We start from the raw sequence: 18,146 nt of genomic DNA, 5'->3' as shown, positions 1-18,146 counted from the left end.
CCGGCCCAGGCCCCTCCTCGGTGTCCTTGATGTGGTTTGGGCTATTTTCTCGGGGCTCTGCCCAAAGTGGCCAGCAAGGCTGCTCCCATGATGAGCGCACCGCCGGCCAGCGTGCGTGCGCTGAGTTGCTCGTGGGCGATGAGCACCGAGGAGATGCTGGCAAACACCACTTCCGACAGCATGACCACCGAGGTCACGCCCGAGGGCAGACGCGCTGCGCCAAATTGCAGAGCCCAGTTGCCAAACATCAAAACCACGGCCAAGCCAAGTGCGAGAAAGCCCCAACTGCCATCAAAAGCAGGAAAGCCCGGCACCATTCCAGCGCTGCTGGCGCTCAAGGCGGTCAGCAGGCCCATGCTCATGCAGCCGGCAAACATGGCCAGCATGCGGGCCTGGGCCGGAATGCCTTGAAAGCGGCGCAGCAACACATTGGTCAGCGCAAACATGAAGCCGCCGAACACGGCCAGCGCATCGGCCAGGGTGAGACCGGCAAACACCCCGGAGAGCGAGGCATCGGCGGGCAGCAATACCAGCACCACACCGCCAAAGGCCAGCAACAGGCGCAGCAGCGCCATGGGCGTGGGCTTTTCGCCCAGCAGCTTCCAGGCCAGCAACACCGCCCAGGCGGGCATGAGATAGAACAAGAGGATGACGCGCACCACGTCGCCCACGGTCACGGCCCAGTTGAAAGCCACGTTGTTCAGGCCCGAACTGGCAGCCAGCAGCAGGAGCACCGGGTATTGCCAGGCCTGCCTGAGGCTGGCGGGACGCAGCGCCAGCAGACCGGCCAGCACCAGCGCATACATCGATGCCGTGGCCCACAGCGGATGCAGTCCGGCCTCATGCATGAGACGAAACGGCCACCATGACAAGCCCCAGATAAGGGCATTGAGCAGCAGCGCAAATACAGGCAGTGGACTATGCATAAAAAAGGCTTCTAACGTTTGCTCTGCAAGCGTTAGAAGCTATTGATCGTGTAGTGAATGCAGCTTGTCGGCGCCAGCTGCAGGGCTTCAATGGCAGTCGCGGCGGGCGACTTCCAGCAGCTTTTCAACCTCTGCCGGGTGCCTTCTGCAATTATTCCAGTGCCAGATGCCGATCAGCACCATGCTAGCGGCAACCAGCAGACCGAATACCGTGATCGCACCAAAGGCAGTCAACCCCATCTTGGTGGACAGGCTGTAGAAGCCGCCCATGGCCAGAATGGCCAGTTGCTCGTTGAAGTTCTGCACCGCAATCGAGCGGCCCGCGCCCATGAGATTATGGCCGCGATGCTGCAGCAGCGCATTCATGGGAACGACCAGAAATCCGCCCAAACCGCCAAGCAGAATGAGGAAGGGCACGGCCACCCAGAGATTGTCGATAAAGATCATGCAGACCACGAGCAGGCCCATGAGCACGCCCAGGGGGATCACACGCGTGGCGTTGTCCAGGCGCATGCGCATGGATGCCAGCACCGCACCGACGGCCGTACCGATTGCCACCACCCCCACCAGGGCCGAGGCCTGGGTGGTGCTGTAACCCAGGGCCGCAGCTCCCCAGGCCAGCACGATATAGCGCAAATTGCCCGAAGCCCCCCAGAACAACGTGGTGGTGGACAGCGAAATCTGGCCCAGCTTGTCGGCCCACAGGCGCTTGCTGCACTGCCAGAAGTCGGGCAGCAGACCCAGCAGATTGGCAACCAGGCTCTTGTTCGGGTCTTCGCGCAGCGGGCGCATGGCCACGCCCGTCAGCGGAATATGCAGATTGAACCAGGCCGCCACGACGTAGATCAGGATCAGCAGGGCAATTGCGGCCTCGGCAGGGGTGTCCACGCCGGTATTGAAATACGGGAAGTCGAAGCCCAGCAGATGCTGGGAAATGGTCGGCCCCACCAGCTGGCCGCCCACCAGCACGCCCAAAATGATGGAGGTGATGGTCAGCCCCTCGATCCAGCCATTGGCCTTGACCAGTTGGGAGGCCGGCAGCAGCTCGGTCAGGATGCCGTACTTGGCCGGCGAATAGGCGGCCGCGCCCAGCCCGATGACGGCATAGGCGATCAGAGGATGATGACCGAAGAGCATCATCAGACAACCCATCACCTTGATGGCATTGCTGATGAACATGACCTTGCCCTTGGGCAAGGCGTCCGCAAAGGCTCCGACAAAGGGGGCCAGGACCACATAGAACAGGGCGAACATGGGCACCAGGGCAGCACGTTGCCACTCGGGGGCACCATTGGCACGCAACAGCTCTACAGCGGTCACAAACAAGGCGTTGTCTGCCAGCGAGCTGAAAAACTGCGCTGACATGATGGTGTAGAAACCGCGCTTCATGAATTAGCTGTAACTGGCACCGGACGGACCGATGCCAAGGAAATAAGAGACCCCGTGGCAAGTGACTGGCGGTTATATCACGCAGGCTCCAGCTGACAGTGCCAGAATCCCACTGGTCTGATTGAGAAAAACCATGCCTCGTCCCATTACTGCCACCATCCATCCTGAAGCCGTTCGCCACAACCTGGAGCGGGTACGGCAAGCCGTCCCTGATGCCAAATTGTGGTCCGTGATCAAAGCCAACGCTTATGGCCACGGTATCGAAAACGTGTTTGAGGGTCTGCGAGCGACGGACGGTTTTGCCATGCTGGACCTCGATGAGGCCCAGCGCGTACGCAATCTGGGATGGCGCGGCCCCATCCTGCTGCTCGAAGGCGTGTTCGAGTTGCGCGACCTGGAAATCTGCTCGCGTTTGGGCATCTGGCATGCAGTGCACTGTGACGAGCAGATCGACTGGCTGGCCGCCCACAAGACCCAGGTCGGCCACCGTGTCTTTCTCAAGATGAACAGCGGGATGAACCGACTGGGCTTTACACCCGAGCGTTTTCGTGCGGCTTATGCGCGGCTGAACGCCCTGCCCCAGGTCGACGAGATCTCGTTCATGACCCACTTCAGCGATGCCGATGTGGAGCATGGCCTGGATCACCAGCTCAGGGTCTTTCACGAAACCACGCTGGACCTGCCCGGCGAGCGCAGCGTCAGCAACAGCGCTGCCACCTTGCTGCATGGTGACGAGAACAATGTGCGCTGCGACTGGGTCCGCCCCGGCATCGTGCTCTACGGCAGCTCGCCAGACTTTCCCACCCATGATGCGGCTCACTGGGGTCTTGAGCCGACCATGACGCTGTCGTCAAAAATCATAGGCACGCAGGAGCTGCATGCCGGTGACACCGTGGGTTACGGCTCGCGTTTTCAATGCGACGGACCGCTGCGCCTGGGCGTGGTGGCCTGCGGCTATGCGGACGGCTATCCGCGCGTCTGCCCCACGGGTACGCCCGTGCTGGTGGACGGTGTGCGCACCCGCACGCTGGGCCGCGTCAGCATGGACATGATGGCCGTGGACCTGAGCCCCGTTCCCAAGGCCAGGCTGGGCAGCGAGGTCACGCTCTGGGGTCGCGCCAGCAATGGCGCCGTGCTGCCCATCGACGAGGTAGCCGCTGCTGCCGGCACGCTGGGCTACGAGCTGATGTGCGCCGTGGCTCCCCGCGTCCCCAAGCAGGTGGAGGGAGCAGGCAAGTAGACCGGCCTGCTCCCGTCAAAAAGCCGCGGCAAGCACAGCGGCTTTTTATCGATTCAGAAAGCGTAGACATGCCTGCACCCGACGCGATGCAGGCATGCAGGACCGCGCATCAGAGCCCGGAATGCGGCGCCAGGAACGACCTCATCGGACCAGCGACGACTTCGGTCGCAGCGCTCACGCACCGGCAGCTAAACAGTGTGGCGGCTTGGTGCACTGTCCTGGCACAGGCTGGCGACTCTGACAACGATGTCGTCAATCTGTGCCTCGTCGCAGATCAGCGGCGGCAACAGCCGGATCGTGCGCTCACGGGTCACGGTAATCAGCAATCGCTGTTCGGCCAGCGCGCGGCCGACCAGCTCCTGGCAGTTCCGGTTCAACTCGATCCCTGCCATCAGGCCCAGGCCTCGGATGGCCTGCACGTCTGGGTGTCCTCCCAGAGCCAGCCGCAGCCCGGCCAGCAGGCGCTCGCCCAGCAGGGCTGCCCGCTGCGCAATGCCGTCTCTTTCCATGATGTCGAGCACGGCGCAGGCCACGCGGCATGCCAGCGGATTGCCACCGAAGGTGGAGCCGTGCTGGCCGGGACAGAACAGGTTCGCGGCCGTGCCACGCGCCAGACAGGCGCCAATGGGAACACCATTGCCCAGAGCTTTGGCCAGGGTCATCACATCGGGCGTGATACCGGCGTGCCGGTGCGCGAACCAGGCCCCCGTACGGCCCAGGCCGGTCTGGATCTCGTCGAGCATCAGCAGCCAGCCCTGGCTGTCGCAGAGCTCGCGCAGAGCGCGCAGGTAGCCGCGACTGGCGACACGGATGCCGCCTTCGCCCTGCACGGGCTCGACCAGCACGGCGACGATACCTGGTACTTCCTGGGCCGCACGGCGCACCGCATCGATGTCGTCATAGGGCACGCGCACAAAGCCGGGCATCTGCGGCTCGAAGCCCTGTTGCTTGGCCGCGTTGCCCGTGGCGGCGAGTGTCGCCAGCGTGCGGCCATGAAAAGCGTTCTCCATCACGAGAATTTGCGGCTCGGCCACCTGCTTGCGATGCCCGTGCAAGCGGGCGAGCTTGAGAGCCGTCTCATTGGCCTCGGCACCCGAATTGCAGAAGAACACCTTTTCCATGTCGGCGAGCGCGCATAAGCGCTCGCCAAGCTGCTCCTGCCAGTCGATACGGAACACGTTGGAAGTGTGCAGCAGCGTCGCGGCTTGCTCGGCCATGACGGCGGCGATCTCCGGATGGGCATGGCCCAGGCTGGTGACCGCCACGCCGGCGATGGCGTCCAGGTATTCCACCCCCTGCTCGTCCCAGAGGCGGGCACCGCGACCGCGCACAAAAGAAACAGGCTGGCGGGCGTATGCCCTCATCAAGTGGGAATCGGTTTGCGGCATGCAATGCTCCGGTGGGATGTAAAAGAAAACTGGCGGATATCAGCCGGTTCAGGAGAACTCTGCAGCTGGCCAATGCCCGGTCTCAGCGGCAAAAATCGCGCATTGCGCTTGCCGGGCATGGCGCAGCACCCGCAGGACTTGGCGGCAGATTGGCCGGCTTGCTACGGCCGCAACGCACAGCGCGAGCACAAGCCACCTGCGATTGCGCCTATGCCATATCAATCGGTAACGGATTCCGGCGTCTGCGGATCAGAGCGCGTTGGCCAGTAATAGCTATCGGGTAACGGACGCGCGCCGAAGATGGCCTGCCCCACGCGCACCACGGTAGCGCCCTCCTCGATGGCGATCTCGAAATCGCCGGACATCCCCATCGACAGCGCATCCAGCTCCATGCCCGCAGGTGCGCTTTGCTGCAACTGATCGCGCAGCTCGCGCAGCTCGCGCAGGAGAATGAAACACCGACGCACCCGTTCGGCTTCGGCGGAAAACAGCGCCAGCGTCATCAGACCACGCACGCGCAATGCGGAAAACACGGGCAGTTGCTGGATGAAACCCGGCACATCCTCGGGATTCAAGCCATATTTACTGGCCTCGCCCGAGGTATTGACCTGCACGAACACGTCCAGCGACCGCCCTTCGGCCTGCAGATGCCTGTCCAGCGCCTCTGCCACGCGCAGGCTGTCCAATGCCTGGAACTCGCTGGCAAAACGTGCCACCAGCCTGGCCTTGTTGGTCTGCAGGTGGCCGATGACCGACCAGCGCAGATCGGCCAGGTCCTGCATGGACTCCCATTTCCCAAACGCTTCCTGTACCTTGTTCTCGCCCAACAGGCGGCAGCCCGCTGCATAGGCCAGACGCAGGCTGGCTTGCGGCTTGGTCTTGCTGACGGGCAGCAAGCGCACGCTGGCTGGATCACGCCCCACGCGCTGGCAGGCAGCTGCAATGCGCTCCTGCACGGTGGCGAGGTTGCGAAGAAAGTCCTCTACCGTGCCGGCCTCGGGGTACAGGCCATGTTGATCGTGACGGGTCGGGGTTTCTGAAGTCATGGGCATCACCTCATCCTTTTTCCATGGCGGCTATCGCGGCCGACTGTGCGCTCCACGGCAGCCGGCCGTTGAGGACGGCATAGGCGAGCAGCCCTATGACCAGGCCCCAGAAGGCGCCGCCAATACCCAGCAACGTGATGTTGGCGGCGGCGGCCAGGAAGGTGATCAGCGCGGCCTCGCGCACCTTGGCATCCGCCAGGGCCGTGGCCAGGCTGGCGCCAATGGTGCCCAGCAGGGCGAGACCTGCCAGCGTGGTGATGAAGGTGGCGGGAAAGGCCATGAAGACCGCCGCCAGCGTGACCCCGAACACGCCGACCAGGATGTAGCACATGCCTGCAGCAACGCCGGCAATCCAGCGCCTGGAGGGATCTTCATGCGCCTGCGGGCCGGTAGCGATTGCAGCCGTGATCGCGGCGATGTTGAACGCATGCGAACCAAACGGAGCCATGAGCAGCGAGCCCAGACCCGTGATCGTGACGATGGGATTGGCGCTGGTCTTGAAGCCATCGTTGCGCAGCACCAGCATGCCGGGCATGTACTGGCCGGTCAGCGTGATGAGAAACAGCGGCAGCGCGACGCTGAGCAAGGCATTGAGTGAGAACTCCGGCCTGGTGAACACTGGGGCAGCAAGCTGCAACTCCAGCCCGGACAGATCGACCCGATTCTGCGACAGCAAAAAGACCAGCCCCAGCACCAGGATGCCGACGACGGCATAGCGTGCCGAAATCCGTTTGAGCACCACATAGGTCGCGATCAGCAGGCCCGCCAGCATGGGATCGACGCTCATGCCACCAAACGCCTTGATACCGAATTGCAGCAGGATGCCCGCGAGCAGTCCGGCCGCAATGCCGGCAGGAATAAGCCGGATGACGCGCTCGAAATATCCCGACAGCCCCAGCACCACGAAAGCCAGCGCGGAGACCATGTAGGCCCCCACTGCTTCGGCATAGGGCGTGCTCGCCAGGGCAGTCACCAGGAATGCCGCAGCAGGTGTGGACCAGGCCGTGATGATGGGCTCGCGCGTCACCCAGCTCAGCAGCAGACCTGTCAGCCCTACGCCAATCGAGATCGACCATACCCAGGAGGCCGTCAGCTCGGGGCCGAGGCCCGCCACCTTGGCCGCCTGGAACACAAGGATGAAGGTACCACCGTAGTTGACGATGACCGAGATCAGGCCTGCCACGACGGGATGTGTGAGATCGTTCCAGCGAAGAGACGAAGGCGAGTGGGTGGTTGACATGGTCTTGCAAGGGCTCCCGGAAAAGTGATTGACCCCATGGGGTAGCAGATTTATAGAATCGAAATGGCCTGATACTCCCGGCCACTTTTTTGCAGGAATACAGACCATTTGTTCAAGCACGCCCAACTCGAATCCGTCAAAGCCTGGATCGGCGACCCCGCTCATGGCGCCTTGCCGCTGCATGTCCGCATCCAACGGGCCATACGGCACCTGATCCTCGATGGCGCGCTGGACGTGGGCCGGCGCCTGCCGGCATCGCGAGCCCTGGCCCAGTCCTTGGGTGTCTCGCGCGATACGGTGGAGGCCGCCTATGGCCAGCTGCATGCCGAAGGCTTTATCGAACGACGCACGGGCAGCGGCAGCTTTGTGTCCGAGCAGGTGCAACGCCTTCCGGGACGCGGCCTGATGCAAAGTCCTTTGGCGCGCGTTCCCGCCCTGCGTTTGAGCCAACGCGGCGCAGCCATGTTCGCGGGCGGTGGCCTGCGTGATTTCCTCGCGCCACGCGCTTTTGCGCCCGGTGTGCCCGAGACACGCAACTTCCCGCTTCAGACCTGGGAGCGCTTGCAGCGGCAGGTGCTCAAGGAGCACGGCACCCGGGCTCTGCTGCACAGTCCGCCACAGGGCACCAAGGCTTTGCGCCAGGCCATTGCCGCCTATGTGAACCTGGAGCGCGGCGCGCGCGCCACACCTGAACGCGTGCTGGTGCTGACCAGTTCGCAACAGGCTCTGACCCTGTGCGCCAATGTACTGCTCGATGCCGGTGATCGCATCTTCATCGAAGACCCTGTGTATCACGGCGCACGCAAAGCCTTCGATGCGGCCGGGCTGGAATGTGTGCCCGTGCCGCTGGACGGCGACGGCATGCGGGTGGACTTACTGCAGACCCTACCCGCTGCCAGGGCGGTGTTTCTGACACCCTCCCACCAGTTCCCTACGGGCACCACTCTGGCCCTGGATCGCCGGCTGGCCGCCATAGCCTGGGCGCAGCAGGAGCAGGCCTGGATCATCGAAGATGACTACGACAGCGAATTTCACTACGCCGGCAAGCCCATGGCCTGCGTACAGGGGCTGGATCAGCACGAGCGCACGATCTATGTCGGGACCTTCACCAAGTCGATGTTCCCTGGGCTACGCATAGGCTATATGGTGTTGCCGGCTTCGCTGGTCGCCCCCATGACGGTGGCACGAACCTTGCTGGATGGACACAGCGCAGCGATTGCGCAATTGACGCTGGGGCGGTTCATCGAAGGCGGGCACCTGGGTGCGCATGTGCGTACCATGCGCGCCGTCTATGCCGAGCGACGCGATGTGCTGGCGCGGCTAGTGCGCGAGCATCTGGGCGACTTCCTCGAGCCACGGGTGCCGGCGGGAGGCATGCAGATGCCTTGCACCCTGTTACACGGCATTGCTGAACGCGCCGCCGTGGATAGCGCGCGCAGGGCGGGCATAGACCTGCTCGGCTTGACGCAGCTGCATGCATCAAGCCCGCAACAGGCGGGTTTTCTCATGGGATTTGCCGCTCACACACCGCATGAGCTGGAAGTCGCCGCGAGGAAGTTGGCGCAGGTACTGCAGGCGCTACGCCACTGACAGCGACCGGCGCGCCAGCGCAAAACGGCCAGGCCTCAACCGGCAAGCTCCTGCAGCGCCGCCAGCAATTGCTTCACATCGGCCTCGGTATGCAGCGCCGACAAGGCAATACGCAGCCGCGCCGTGCCCATGGGCACGGTGGGAGGGCGAATCGCCGGCACCCACAGGCCATGGCGGCGCAACCCCTCCATAAGGCCGAGCGCAGCGTCATTTCCGCCCACCACCAGTGCCTGCACGGCCGTGTCCGATGGCAAAAGCCGCCAGTCCTTGCCCTGCAACAAGGGCTGCAGCCCCGCACGCAGCTGGGCAATCCGAGCCTGCAGCTGCTCGCGCAAAGCGCTCTGCTCCTCAATCAGTTGCAGACTGGTTTGCAATGCGCGCGCCAACATCGCAGGGGCGGCGGTCGCAAAGGTGTAGCTACGCGTTTTTTGCAGCAGCCATTCGATCAGCAGCGCATGTCCTGCAACAAAGGCCCCCGACACGCCAGCCGCCTTGCTCAGCGTGGCCATGTAAAGCACACGCGGCGAGGCCTTGACCCCTGTCAGCCCCGCAGCCGCCAGGCTGCCACGGCCTTGCGGGCCGAGTACGCCGAAGCCGTGGGCATCGTCCAGCAGCAGCAACGCGTCGTAGCGCTCGCACAGTGCCAGCAGCCCCTCGATATCTGCCACATTGCCATCCATGCTGAAGACGGCATCGCTCACCACCAGCTTGCGCTGCACCGGGCAAGCAGCCAGCAGCTGCTCCAAGGCAGCCAGATCGCCATGCTCGAAACGGTGGATCTGGGCACGCGACAGGCGACAGCCGTCGATCAGGCTGGCGTGGTTCAGAGCGTCAGAGAAAATGGCGTCGCCCGCCCCCACCAGCGCCGGGATGATGCTGGCGTTGGTGGCAAACCCGGCATAGAAGTAAAGCGCACGGGGCAGTTGCACAAAGCGGGCCAGTTCTTCCTCCAGCGCGGCATTGGCCGTGCTATGGCCGTTGACCATTGGAGAGCCGCCCGAGCCCACTCCGAAATCCTGCGCACCGGCACAGGCCGCCTCAATCATGGCCGGGTGCTGTGCCAGCCCCAGATAGTCGTTGCTGCAGAACTGCAGCATGGGCTGCCCGTCGACCAGAATGCGCGCGCCTTGCAGGGGCGCTACGGTACGGCGGGTACGGCGCAGCGCGGCGGCGTCCAGGGCTGCCAGCTGCTGTGGAATATCCTGCAGCCAGAAATTGGAAGATGCGGTCATTGCCATTCCTTGGGCAAGGAGAAACTGGTCAGGCGAGGATCGGGAGTGGCCTGCCACGGAATATCGGCCAGCAGCGGCGCGCCAAGCCGTCCCAGCTGGTTGCGCAGCCAGACCATGTTTTCCTCAGGGACCAGCATCTGCGGCTCCACACGGCTTGCCACCCAGCCCGCCAGCGGCAAGCCGGCGGCGCGAATCGCCTCTGCGGTCAGCACCGCATGGTTCAGACAACCGAGCTTCAGCCCCACCACCAGCACCACCGGCAGCTGCAGCGCCACGGCCAGATCGGCAATGCACAGAGTCTCGGACAGCGGCACGCGCCAGCCACCCGCGCCCTCGACCACCACGGCATCTGCCTGCGCGGCCAGCTGCCGGTAGGCGTCGAGAATCGGCGCCAGCGTCACCTCCACGCCCGCGCGCCGGGCTGCAATATGCGGCGACATGGGGTCGGGCAGCAGCACGGGGTTGTCCAGCGCTGCCGGCACGGCCAGCGTGGAGGCCGCGCGCAAGGCCACCGTGTCTTCGTTGACCCAGCCGCCCTGCCCGTCGGGCTCGGCGCCTGCGGCCACGGCCTTCATGCCCACCACGCGCGAATGGTGGCCTGCCAGTGCGTGCAGCAGCGCGCAGCTGGCCAGGGTCTTGCCCACACCGGTATCGGTGCCCGTGACGAAACAGCCGATCATGCTTTTCCCTTCTTCGCGGCGAGCTCCGCTTCCTGCTGCAAGGTGGTATTCAACGCGGCCAGCGCCGCCTGACCCAGGTGGGCGATATCGGTATCGTTCAGCACATAGGGCGGCATGCAGTACAGCGTGCGTCCTATGGGGCGCAGCAGCAGACCGAGATCCAGAGCCGCCTGGTGGTAGCGCTGCGCAAAGTCCGGCAGGGAGGTATCGATGTCCCAGGCCCAGATCATTCCCTGCTGGCGCGCGTTGCTGACACGGGGGTGAGCATTCAGCCCGGCGAATGCTGCACTGATTTTCCGGGCCAGCTGCCGATTGGCAGCCAGCTGGTCCAGCTGCTCGAACAGCTCCAGCGTGGCCACGGCAGCGCGGCAGGCCAGGGGGTTGCCGGTATAAGAATGCGAATGCAGAAAGCCGCGAGCGGCATCGTCGTCATAAAAAGCGGCATAGACCGCGTCGGTGGTCAGCACGGCAGACAAGGGCAGCGTGCCGCCGGTCAGCCCTTTGGACAGGCAGATGAAGTCCGGCCTGATACCGGCCTGCTGGTGGGCAAACAGGCTGCCGGTGCGGCCAAATCCCACGGCGATCTCGTCCACCACCAGATGCACTGAATAGCGGTCGCACAGCGCACGGGCCAGACGCAGATATTCGACATCGTGCATGGCCATGCCGGCGGCGCACTGCACCAGCGGCTCCAGAATCAGGGCAGCAGTCTCCTGGTGATGCGCCTGCAACCAGGACTCCAGACCCTCTGCTGCGCGGCGTGCCACATCGGCGGCGGTTTCGCCAGGCCGGGCCTGACGTGCATCAGGGCTGGGCACGGTGGCCGACAGACGCACCAGGGGGCCATAGGCATCGCGAAACAGCGCAATATCGGTGACCGACAGCGCGCCTACCGTCTCGCCGTGGTAGCCGCCAGCCAGGCCCACGAAGCGGTGCTTGGCAGGATGCCCCTGGTTGCGCCAGTAATGGGCGCTCATCTTCAGCGCGATCTCGGTGGCCGAAGCGCCGTCACTGCCATAGAACGCATGGCCCAGGCCGGTCAGGCCGGCCAGGCGCTCGGACAGCTCGACCACGGGGGCATGGGTGAAGCCGGCCAGCATCACATGATCGAGCTTGCACATCTGCTCGGTCAGCGCCGCCCGGATATGCGGATGCGAGTGACCGAACAGATTGACCCACCAGGAACTGATGCCGTCCAGATAACGGCGGCCCTCGGTGTCCACCAGCCAGGGCCCGGTGGCGTGATCAATGGCAATCGGCGGCGCGGCTTCGTGCCGCTTCATCTGGGTGCAGGGATGCCAGACATGGCGCACGCTGCGGCTGGCAAGACTGTGTTCCATCAAAAACTCCTGAGGCGAATCACCCGCCTTGTCAAAACGCAGGCGCAGCGCGGCCTGGCCCGCACCAGAGGCAGGGCCATGCAATTTGCAATGAGAAAGCCCCGGCGCGACGGCCGGGGAAGATTCAGGGATCAGCTTGCTGCCGATGCCCCCAGCCCCTTGAGGCCCAGCTTGCGCATCAAGGTGGTATCGGCCTCCACATCTGGATTGCCGGTCACCAGCAGCTTGTCACCGTAGAAGATGGAATTGGCTCCCGCCATGAAGCACAGGGTCTGCACGGCCTCGCCCAGTTGCTGGCGGCCCGCCGACAGGCGCACGCGAGCCTTGGGCATGGTGATGCGCGCCACGGCGATCACACGGACAAAGTCCAGCGGATCCACCGGCTCGCTGTCGGCCAGCGGCGTGCCGGGCACGGGCACCAGGCTGTTGATGGGCACGGACTCGGGGTAGGGCTCCATGTTCGCGAGCTGGGCAATCAGGCCGGCACGATGGACCTCGGTCTCGCCCATGCCGATGATGCCGCCGCAGCAGACGCTGATGCCCGCATCGCGCACGGCAGCCAGCGTGTCCAGCCTATCCTGGTACTGGCGCGTGCTGACCACATCCTTGTAGTACTCGGGCGCGGTGTCGAGGTTGTGGTTGTAGTAGTCGAGACCCGCATCGCGCAGCGATGCGGCCTGGTGGGGCTGCAGCATACCCAGCGTGGCGCAGGTCTGCATGCCCAGTCCCTTCACGGCACCGATCAGCTCGTTCATCTTCTCGATGTCGCGGTCCTTGGGCGCACGCCAGGCAGCGCCCATGCAAAAGCGGGTGGCTCCGGCATCCTGGGCCGCCTTGGCGGCGCGGGTGACCTCCTCCACGCTCATCAGCTTCTCGGCCTTCACGCCCGTATCGAACTCGGCCGACTGCGGGCAATAGCCGCAGTTCTCGGGGCAGCCGCCGGTCTTGACGGACAGCAGGGTCGCCAGCTCGATCTCGCCTGCAGGCCAGTTCTCACGGTGCACGCTCTGAGCACGGTGCAACAAGTCCAGAAAAGGCAGGTCCAGCAAGGACTGCACTGCCTCCACGGGCCAGCGCTGCGCTTCGGGAGCCGCGACGGGCTTGGCCGGCGCATGCCAGTGCATGGTCTGGCTGCCGCAGGCAGCGGCTTGCTGCGCGTCGGCGGCGCGCACTGGGTTGTCTTGCTCGGGCACGGAATAGGACATCGCGGTCTCTCCTCAATCGGGGGAATGCCGCGCATTTTGGGCAAAAAAATCAAGGATTTACAGAGCCCGCATGCAAATAGTTGCTCACCAAAGAGTTGCAACAAGAAGCGCTATTTTTGAGCGCTATTTCAATGCATTTGACAGATTTTCAGCACTCATTAAAAACAGCCAGCCATAACTTCTGCCAAATTGAGCTCTTGTGCACTCAATTAAGTGGAACACACCAGATTCAGACCTTGGATTTCAACGAGGAAGAGCGTAGATATCGGCAAAAAACACGGTTTTTGGCGATTTTTACCCGGACAAGGCCTGGATCAGGGCCAGAAACGGTGCTGTACCGCCCGTGCAAAGGCGGACAAACACCCCAAACTGGCGGATTTAATTCCCTCAACTCTTGTTGGACATTCGCACCGGGCGCAAAAAAGCCGCAGCAAGGCTGCGGCTGTGGGGCTGGAGGCCTGGGCTTAGAAGGCGTGAGCCATGCCCACGCCGAACGAAGTTCCCGAGTCCGCGCCGTACTCGTAGCTCTTGCGCCCCAGGCTGGCATAGAGCGTGGTGCGCTTGGACAGCGCGTAGTCGGCGCCCAGAGAGTAGAAATGATTGGTCTGCTCCTGCATGCGCTGGCGTCCATAACCGGCCTTCAGCGTGGTCTGTCCCATCTGATAGGTAGCGCCCAACGTCACGGCCTTGGCCGAGAGTGCCGTCTGTGCCACGCGCGAATAGTCCCAGGCGGCCATCACGGCGGCTGCGCCAAAGCGGTATTTGCCAGCCACGAAAGTGTCCTTGTCACCGCTGCCGTTGCGCTCGAAGGCCAGCATCCCGCTCAGGCTTTCCGAGTCGTAGTTGAGAGAGGCCGAATAACCGCGCCCTTCGCGGCGCAAGGTCAGCGGTACCTCGGTGCGCTCCGGCGAGGCACTCAGATGCAGGGTGAAGCCGGCCACCGTGGGCGAGTCGTAGAAGATGCCATTGGCCATGCGCCCATACTCGGCGGTGCCGTTGTTGCTGTAGCGGTCGGTAGGCGTGAGGTAGTGCCACTGATACCAGGCGGGCGAGGAAATGCGGTTGAAATTGGCCCAGGGGTCGAACTTCCAGTCCTGCGACCACATGGCCGACAGGGCGCGGCCCAGGCGCAAGTGGCCAAAGCCGCCCTGCAAGCCCACCGTGGACTCGTCGTGCCAGAACGGCTTGCGGCCCTGATCCTCCAGACGCCCGGTATCGATATCGAAACGTGCGCTCAGACGGAAGGTGGCCTTGAGGCCACCGCCCAGGTCCTCCCAGCCGGCAATCGCAAGATTGCTGCGCTGAATCGTGCCGGCCTGCGCCGTGCCATCAAAGCCGCGATAGATGCCGCCGTCGATCAGACCGCCAATGCTGACGCTGGACGACTGGGCCGCCGCAGGCAGCACGGCAGACAAAAGAGTGAAACATGTGGAACAAGCAATGCCAGTACGCAAGCGCATGCCGGTGGTTCTCCTTGAATTGTGAAGTCACTGCCCCGCAGCCAGCTCTTGGCACAGCAGAAGACAGAGAAGGTCGAAGACCTGTGAGATGAGGTGATGACAGGCAGTCAGGCCCTGCCTGATGCACTGAAGACAGCCGGAACATGGCTGGCAGCCTGGCTGCCAATTCCGACCCGAGAAGCCTGCTCAAAAAGCAGGCAACGGGAAGCATTATGAAAGTGCGGCACGCGCAGAGTCCAGCCCTGCGTCAGCTTGGTTCAGCCGCTGCGCGCCACGCCGGAGGCGGCCCAGATGCGATTCATCTCGCTGCAGAACGGCTGGGCGCAGGGTGCCAGGCCCTGGTACTGGCAGCCTTCGGTCATGCACAGATGCGAACGGTGCTCGCCGCTGCGGCGCGGCACAGGCAGGGCATTGGCAGCCTGGGCCGCGGCCATCATCAGCCAGGGATCGGACTTGTTCTGCAGCAGTTGCTGCACTTCCTGCGCCAGTGCCGGTGCGGGCATGGCCAGAGGCAGACCGGCCATCTGTACCGGCGTCGCCTGAGCGGAACTCGCCGTGACGGGCTGCAGCTCCAGCCACAGCAATGCGCTGGTAGCCAGCGTGCTGGTCGCCGCCGACGACTGCGGCTGCACCACCAGAGCCAGAGGACCGCTGCTCAAGACACCCGGATCCGCCATGGGCAGGCGCAGGGTCGTCCCCGTTCCTTGGGCTGCCGGAATGCTTGCCGCACCCACAGCCTGCGCCCAGGCGGCAGGCACCTGCAATGTCAGGGAAAAGCTGCGCTCGCCTTGCGGCGTGACCAGCGTGCCTTGCTGCACCAGCCAGTTCTGCAACTGGGGCAGACGCGGTGCGGCAGCGCCGCCAGCAGCGGTTGCAGCCATGCCCTGCTGTGCCTGCTCCAGCGCCACGGCCGCCGTGGGCGACAGGGCCGCAGCCGTCTGCAAAGCCGAGCTGGGCGGCTGCGCGCCAGACACCGCAGCCTGCGCCAAGGCCTGCATCAGCGCAACCGATCCCTGCTGGCCGGCCAGCAGTTGCAAGGGCTGGGCCTGTCCCTGCAGGCTGACCTGAACCTGCGCGAGCAGGTTTTGCACAAACTGCTGCACGGCCGCTGGCAGGCCCTGACTGGGCCAGCTCGCCGCAGGCGCACCGGGTTGGGCCTGCACCTGCAGAGCCAGTTGCGCAATCAGATGCTCAAAGGCCTGGAGCTTGAGGTTCTGCAAGGTTTGCGGCGACCACTGCACCATGCTGGTCGCCGGGGGCGCAGCTTGAGCAGCAGGCGGTTGCTGCGCTGCGGGAAGGACCGAGACAGCGGCTGCAGCCACATTGCCGGCCTGCGCAGCCGCCTGACCCGTGGGCACGGACACGGGCAGTATGGAGGCAACGGGTTGCAGTGGTGCAGTCATGCGGTCGTCGGTGGCGGGGCATCAAAGCCGGAATCAGGGCATTGTGCCCGCCCCTGCGGATAAGCATCGGAAAAAGAGCTGCCAATGCTTGTGGCTCAAGCACCAGGGCTGCCCGGATCGTGCCGGGGCCGCATGGTTCACACCGGCGATCCGAAGCGCGGGTCAGGGGCGAACCATTCCAGGCGGAATCAGGCCTCGGCTGAGTAGAACAGCTTGCGCGTGGCCGTGGCCTGCACGGCCTTGGCAATGGCACCGATATGGTCGGGCGTGGTGCCGCAGCAGCCGCCCACGATATTGACCAGACCTTCGGCCGCGAACTCGTGCACCAGACGGCTGGTGATCTCGGGCGTTTCGTCAAAACCGGTGTCGCTCATGGGGTTGGGCAGGCCGGCATTGGGGTAGCAGCTGATGAAGGTGTCGGGAGCCGCCTTGGCCAGCTCCTGCACATAGGGACGCATCAGCGTGGCACCCAGGGCGCAGTTCAGACCCACGGACAGCGGGTTGCTGTGGCGCACGCTGTGCCAGAAGGCCGTCACGGTCTGTCCGCTCAGAATGCGGCCCGAGGCATCGGTCACCGTGCCGCTGATCATGATGGGCAGGCGCTCGCCGGTCTGCTCGAAGGCCTCGTCCACGGCAAACAGCGCGGCCTTGGCGTTGAGGGTGTCGAAGATGGTCTCGACCAGGATCACGTCGGCACCGCCTTCAATCAGCGCCAGCGTCTGCTCCAGATAGGCCTGGCGCAGCTGCTCGAAAGTGATGTTACGCGCGGCAGGGTCGTTCACATCGGGGCTGATGGAGGCCGTCTTGGGCGTGGGGCCCAGAGCGCCGGCCACATAACGCTTGTGATCGGGCGTGCTGTACTTGTCACAGGCCGCACGCGCCAGCTGGGCGCTCTTGAGGTTCATCTCATAGGCCAGATCGGCCATGTGATAGTCCTCCTGCGCAATCGTGGTCGCGCCAAAGGTATTGGTCTCGATCAGATCGGCGCCGGCAGCCAGGTATTTCTCATGGATGTCGCGAATCACGTCGGGACGGGTCAGCGACAGCAGTTCGTTGTTGCCCTTGACGTCATGGGCGAAGTCCTTGAAGCGCTCGCCCGCACCGTCGGCACCGGCATAGCCCTCGCCGCGATACTGAGCCTCGCCCAGCTTGAAACGCTGAATCATGGTGCCCATGGCGCCGTCAAGAATGACGAGGCGCTTGGCAAGCGTTGCGGGCAGCTCCTGGGCTCGAGTGTAGGCGGGGGTGGGGTGCGACTGGCTCATAGACCGCCATTGTAGGAAAGCTGGCCGACTTTGCCGGGCAGCCGGGCATTGCCCTGCCGCCAGCGCCTATTCCGATGGCTGGCCTGCCGGGTAGCGAGCCTTGGCCATGCGGAACGTCAGATTCCAGCGCTCATTGCCAAGCAGCGGGTGCTGGCCCTCCATGAGCGGAGCGACGCCATGAAACACCAGGCGCGAGGGCCCGCCCCAGACCAGCACATCGCCATGGGTGAGCGCAAGGCGCCGGGTGGGACTCTGGCGCGTCAGCCCGCCCCAGAGAAAACGACAGGGCAAGCCCAGCGAGACCGAGACTATGGGCGCAGCAAAGTCATGCTCGTCCTGGTCGCGGTGCAAGCCCATGCGCGCGCCCGGCTGATAGCGGTTGATCAGGCAGGCATCGGGTGCAAAGCCCGGATAGCCGGCCAGCGCCGCAGCCCTTGCGGCCTGCTCGCCCAGAAAAGCCGGAATGGCAGGCCAGGGCTTGCCGGTCTGCGGATCTACGGCGCTGTAGCGATAGCCCTGCAGATCCGAAATCCAGCCCCAGCCGCCGGCGTTGGTGATCGCCACCGACATGAACTTGCCGCCTGGCACCTGCATGGTGCGAAATGCGGCCCGTGTCTGCAAAGCCGTCACCTCGGCCACCCAGCGCTGCTCCTCGGCTGCGGCAAAGCCGCGCAGCAACACGGCACCGTCATCAATGATTTCGGCAGGCAGGGGGTCGTCAGGAAACAGCGAAAGCGTCATT

General features: G+C 64.3%; 15 protein-coding genes. 2 read left to right on the top strand and 13 right to left on the bottom strand.

What is annotated here, in order from left to right; genetic code table 11:
- Nucleotides 1-41: 41 nt before the first annotated feature.
- Complete coding sequence (locus CSE6_RS06495; protein WP_059440118.1) at nt 42-926, bottom strand: DMT family transporter; 885 nt, start codon at nt 924-926, stop codon at nt 42-44.
- A gap of 87 nt (nt 927-1,013) precedes the next feature.
- Nucleotides 1,014-2,315: a lysophospholipid transporter LplT gene (gene lplT / locus CSE6_RS06490; RefSeq protein ID WP_034351410.1), complete on the bottom strand. Its 1,302-nt coding sequence runs from the start codon at nt 2,313-2,315 to the stop codon at nt 1,014-1,016.
- A gap of 133 nt (nt 2,316-2,448) precedes the next feature.
- On the opposite strand from lplT, the gene alr reads away from it, so the two are divergent.
- Complete coding sequence (gene alr, locus CSE6_RS06485) at nt 2,449-3,555, top strand: alanine racemase (protein ID WP_003070517.1); 1,107 nt, start codon at nt 2,449-2,451, stop codon at nt 3,553-3,555.
- Between the two features lie 188 nt (nt 3,556-3,743).
- Here alr and CSE6_RS06480 read toward each other — a convergent pair whose 3' ends face one another.
- The 3 genes from CSE6_RS06480 to CSE6_RS06470 form a co-directional block, all read right to left on the bottom strand.
- Nucleotides 3,744-4,943 carry an aspartate aminotransferase family protein gene (locus tag CSE6_RS06480; protein WP_059440117.1) on the bottom strand — a complete coding sequence of 400 codons (1,200 nt, stop codon included), beginning with the start codon at nt 4,941-4,943 and terminating at the stop codon, nt 3,744-3,746.
- A 218-nt stretch (nt 4,944-5,161) separates the two neighbouring features.
- A complete protein-coding gene (locus CSE6_RS06475) occupies nt 5,162-5,995 on the bottom strand; it encodes a YggS family pyridoxal phosphate-dependent enzyme (protein WP_059440116.1) in 834 nt (277 codons plus the stop codon).
- 4 nt (nt 5,996-5,999) lie between these two features.
- Nucleotides 6,000-7,229 carry a benzoate/H(+) symporter BenE family transporter gene (locus CSE6_RS06470; protein WP_059440115.1) on the bottom strand — a complete coding sequence of 410 codons (1,230 nt, stop codon included), beginning with the start codon at nt 7,227-7,229 and terminating at the stop codon, nt 6,000-6,002.
- Between the two features lie 108 nt (nt 7,230-7,337).
- Here CSE6_RS06470 and CSE6_RS06465 point away from each other — a divergent pair, with 108 nt between their 5' ends.
- Nucleotides 7,338-8,819: a PLP-dependent aminotransferase family protein gene (locus CSE6_RS06465; protein WP_059440114.1), complete on the top strand. Its 1,482-nt coding sequence runs from the start codon at nt 7,338-7,340 to the stop codon at nt 8,817-8,819.
- 35 nt (nt 8,820-8,854) lie between these two features.
- Here CSE6_RS06465 and bioF read toward each other — a convergent pair whose 3' ends face one another.
- The 8 genes from bioF to alkB all read right to left on the bottom strand — a co-directional run bounded on the left by bioF (nt 8,855) and on the right by alkB (nt 18,145).
- On the bottom strand, nt 8,855-10,051 hold the full coding sequence (gene bioF / locus CSE6_RS06460; RefSeq protein ID WP_080746989.1) for an 8-amino-7-oxononanoate synthase: 1,197 nt from the start codon (nt 10,049-10,051) through the stop codon (nt 8,855-8,857).
- Nucleotides 10,048-10,731: a dethiobiotin synthase gene (bioD, locus tag CSE6_RS06455; RefSeq protein WP_059440113.1), complete on the bottom strand. Its 684-nt coding sequence runs from the start codon at nt 10,729-10,731 to the stop codon at nt 10,048-10,050. Before bioD ends, bioF begins: the two co-directional genes overlap by 4 nt.
- Nucleotides 10,728-12,071, bottom strand: coding sequence for an adenosylmethionine--8-amino-7-oxononanoate transaminase (bioA, locus tag CSE6_RS06450; protein WP_059440163.1), 1,344 nt, complete (start codon nt 12,069-12,071; stop codon nt 10,728-10,730). Before bioA ends, bioD begins: the two co-directional genes overlap by 4 nt.
- Before the next feature lie 131 nt (nt 12,072-12,202).
- Complete coding sequence (bioB, locus tag CSE6_RS06445; RefSeq protein ID WP_045839409.1) at nt 12,203-13,195, bottom strand: biotin synthase BioB; 993 nt, start codon at nt 13,193-13,195, stop codon at nt 12,203-12,205.
- Nucleotides 13,196-13,740: 545 nt separating this feature from the next.
- Nucleotides 13,741-14,736 (bottom strand): porin, encoded by a 996-nt coding sequence (locus tag CSE6_RS06440; RefSeq protein ID WP_034382781.1) that lies wholly within the window; start codon nt 14,734-14,736, stop codon nt 13,741-13,743.
- Between the two features lie 257 nt (nt 14,737-14,993).
- Nucleotides 14,994-16,139 (bottom strand): hypothetical protein, encoded by a 1,146-nt coding sequence (locus tag CSE6_RS06435; RefSeq protein ID WP_034382777.1) that lies wholly within the window; start codon nt 16,137-16,139, stop codon nt 14,994-14,996.
- A gap of 188 nt (nt 16,140-16,327) precedes the next feature.
- The gene (locus CSE6_RS06430; RefSeq protein ID WP_034382774.1) at nt 16,328-17,404 is read right to left on the bottom strand and encodes a homocysteine S-methyltransferase family protein; all 1,077 of its coding nucleotides are present in this window, start codon (nt 17,402-17,404) and stop codon (nt 16,328-16,330) included.
- A 66-nt stretch (nt 17,405-17,470) separates the two neighbouring features.
- Nucleotides 17,471-18,145, bottom strand: coding sequence for a DNA oxidative demethylase AlkB (gene alkB, locus CSE6_RS06425; RefSeq protein ID WP_059440112.1), 675 nt, complete (start codon nt 18,143-18,145; stop codon nt 17,471-17,473).
- Nucleotide 18,146 lies beyond the last annotated feature (1 nt).

Source organism: Comamonas sp. E6 (assembly GCF_001010305.1).
GTDB classification, from domain to species: Bacteria; Pseudomonadota; Gammaproteobacteria; order Burkholderiales; family Burkholderiaceae_C; genus Comamonas; species Comamonas thiooxydans.
This window is presented reverse-complemented; position numbering and strand designations above follow the sequence as displayed.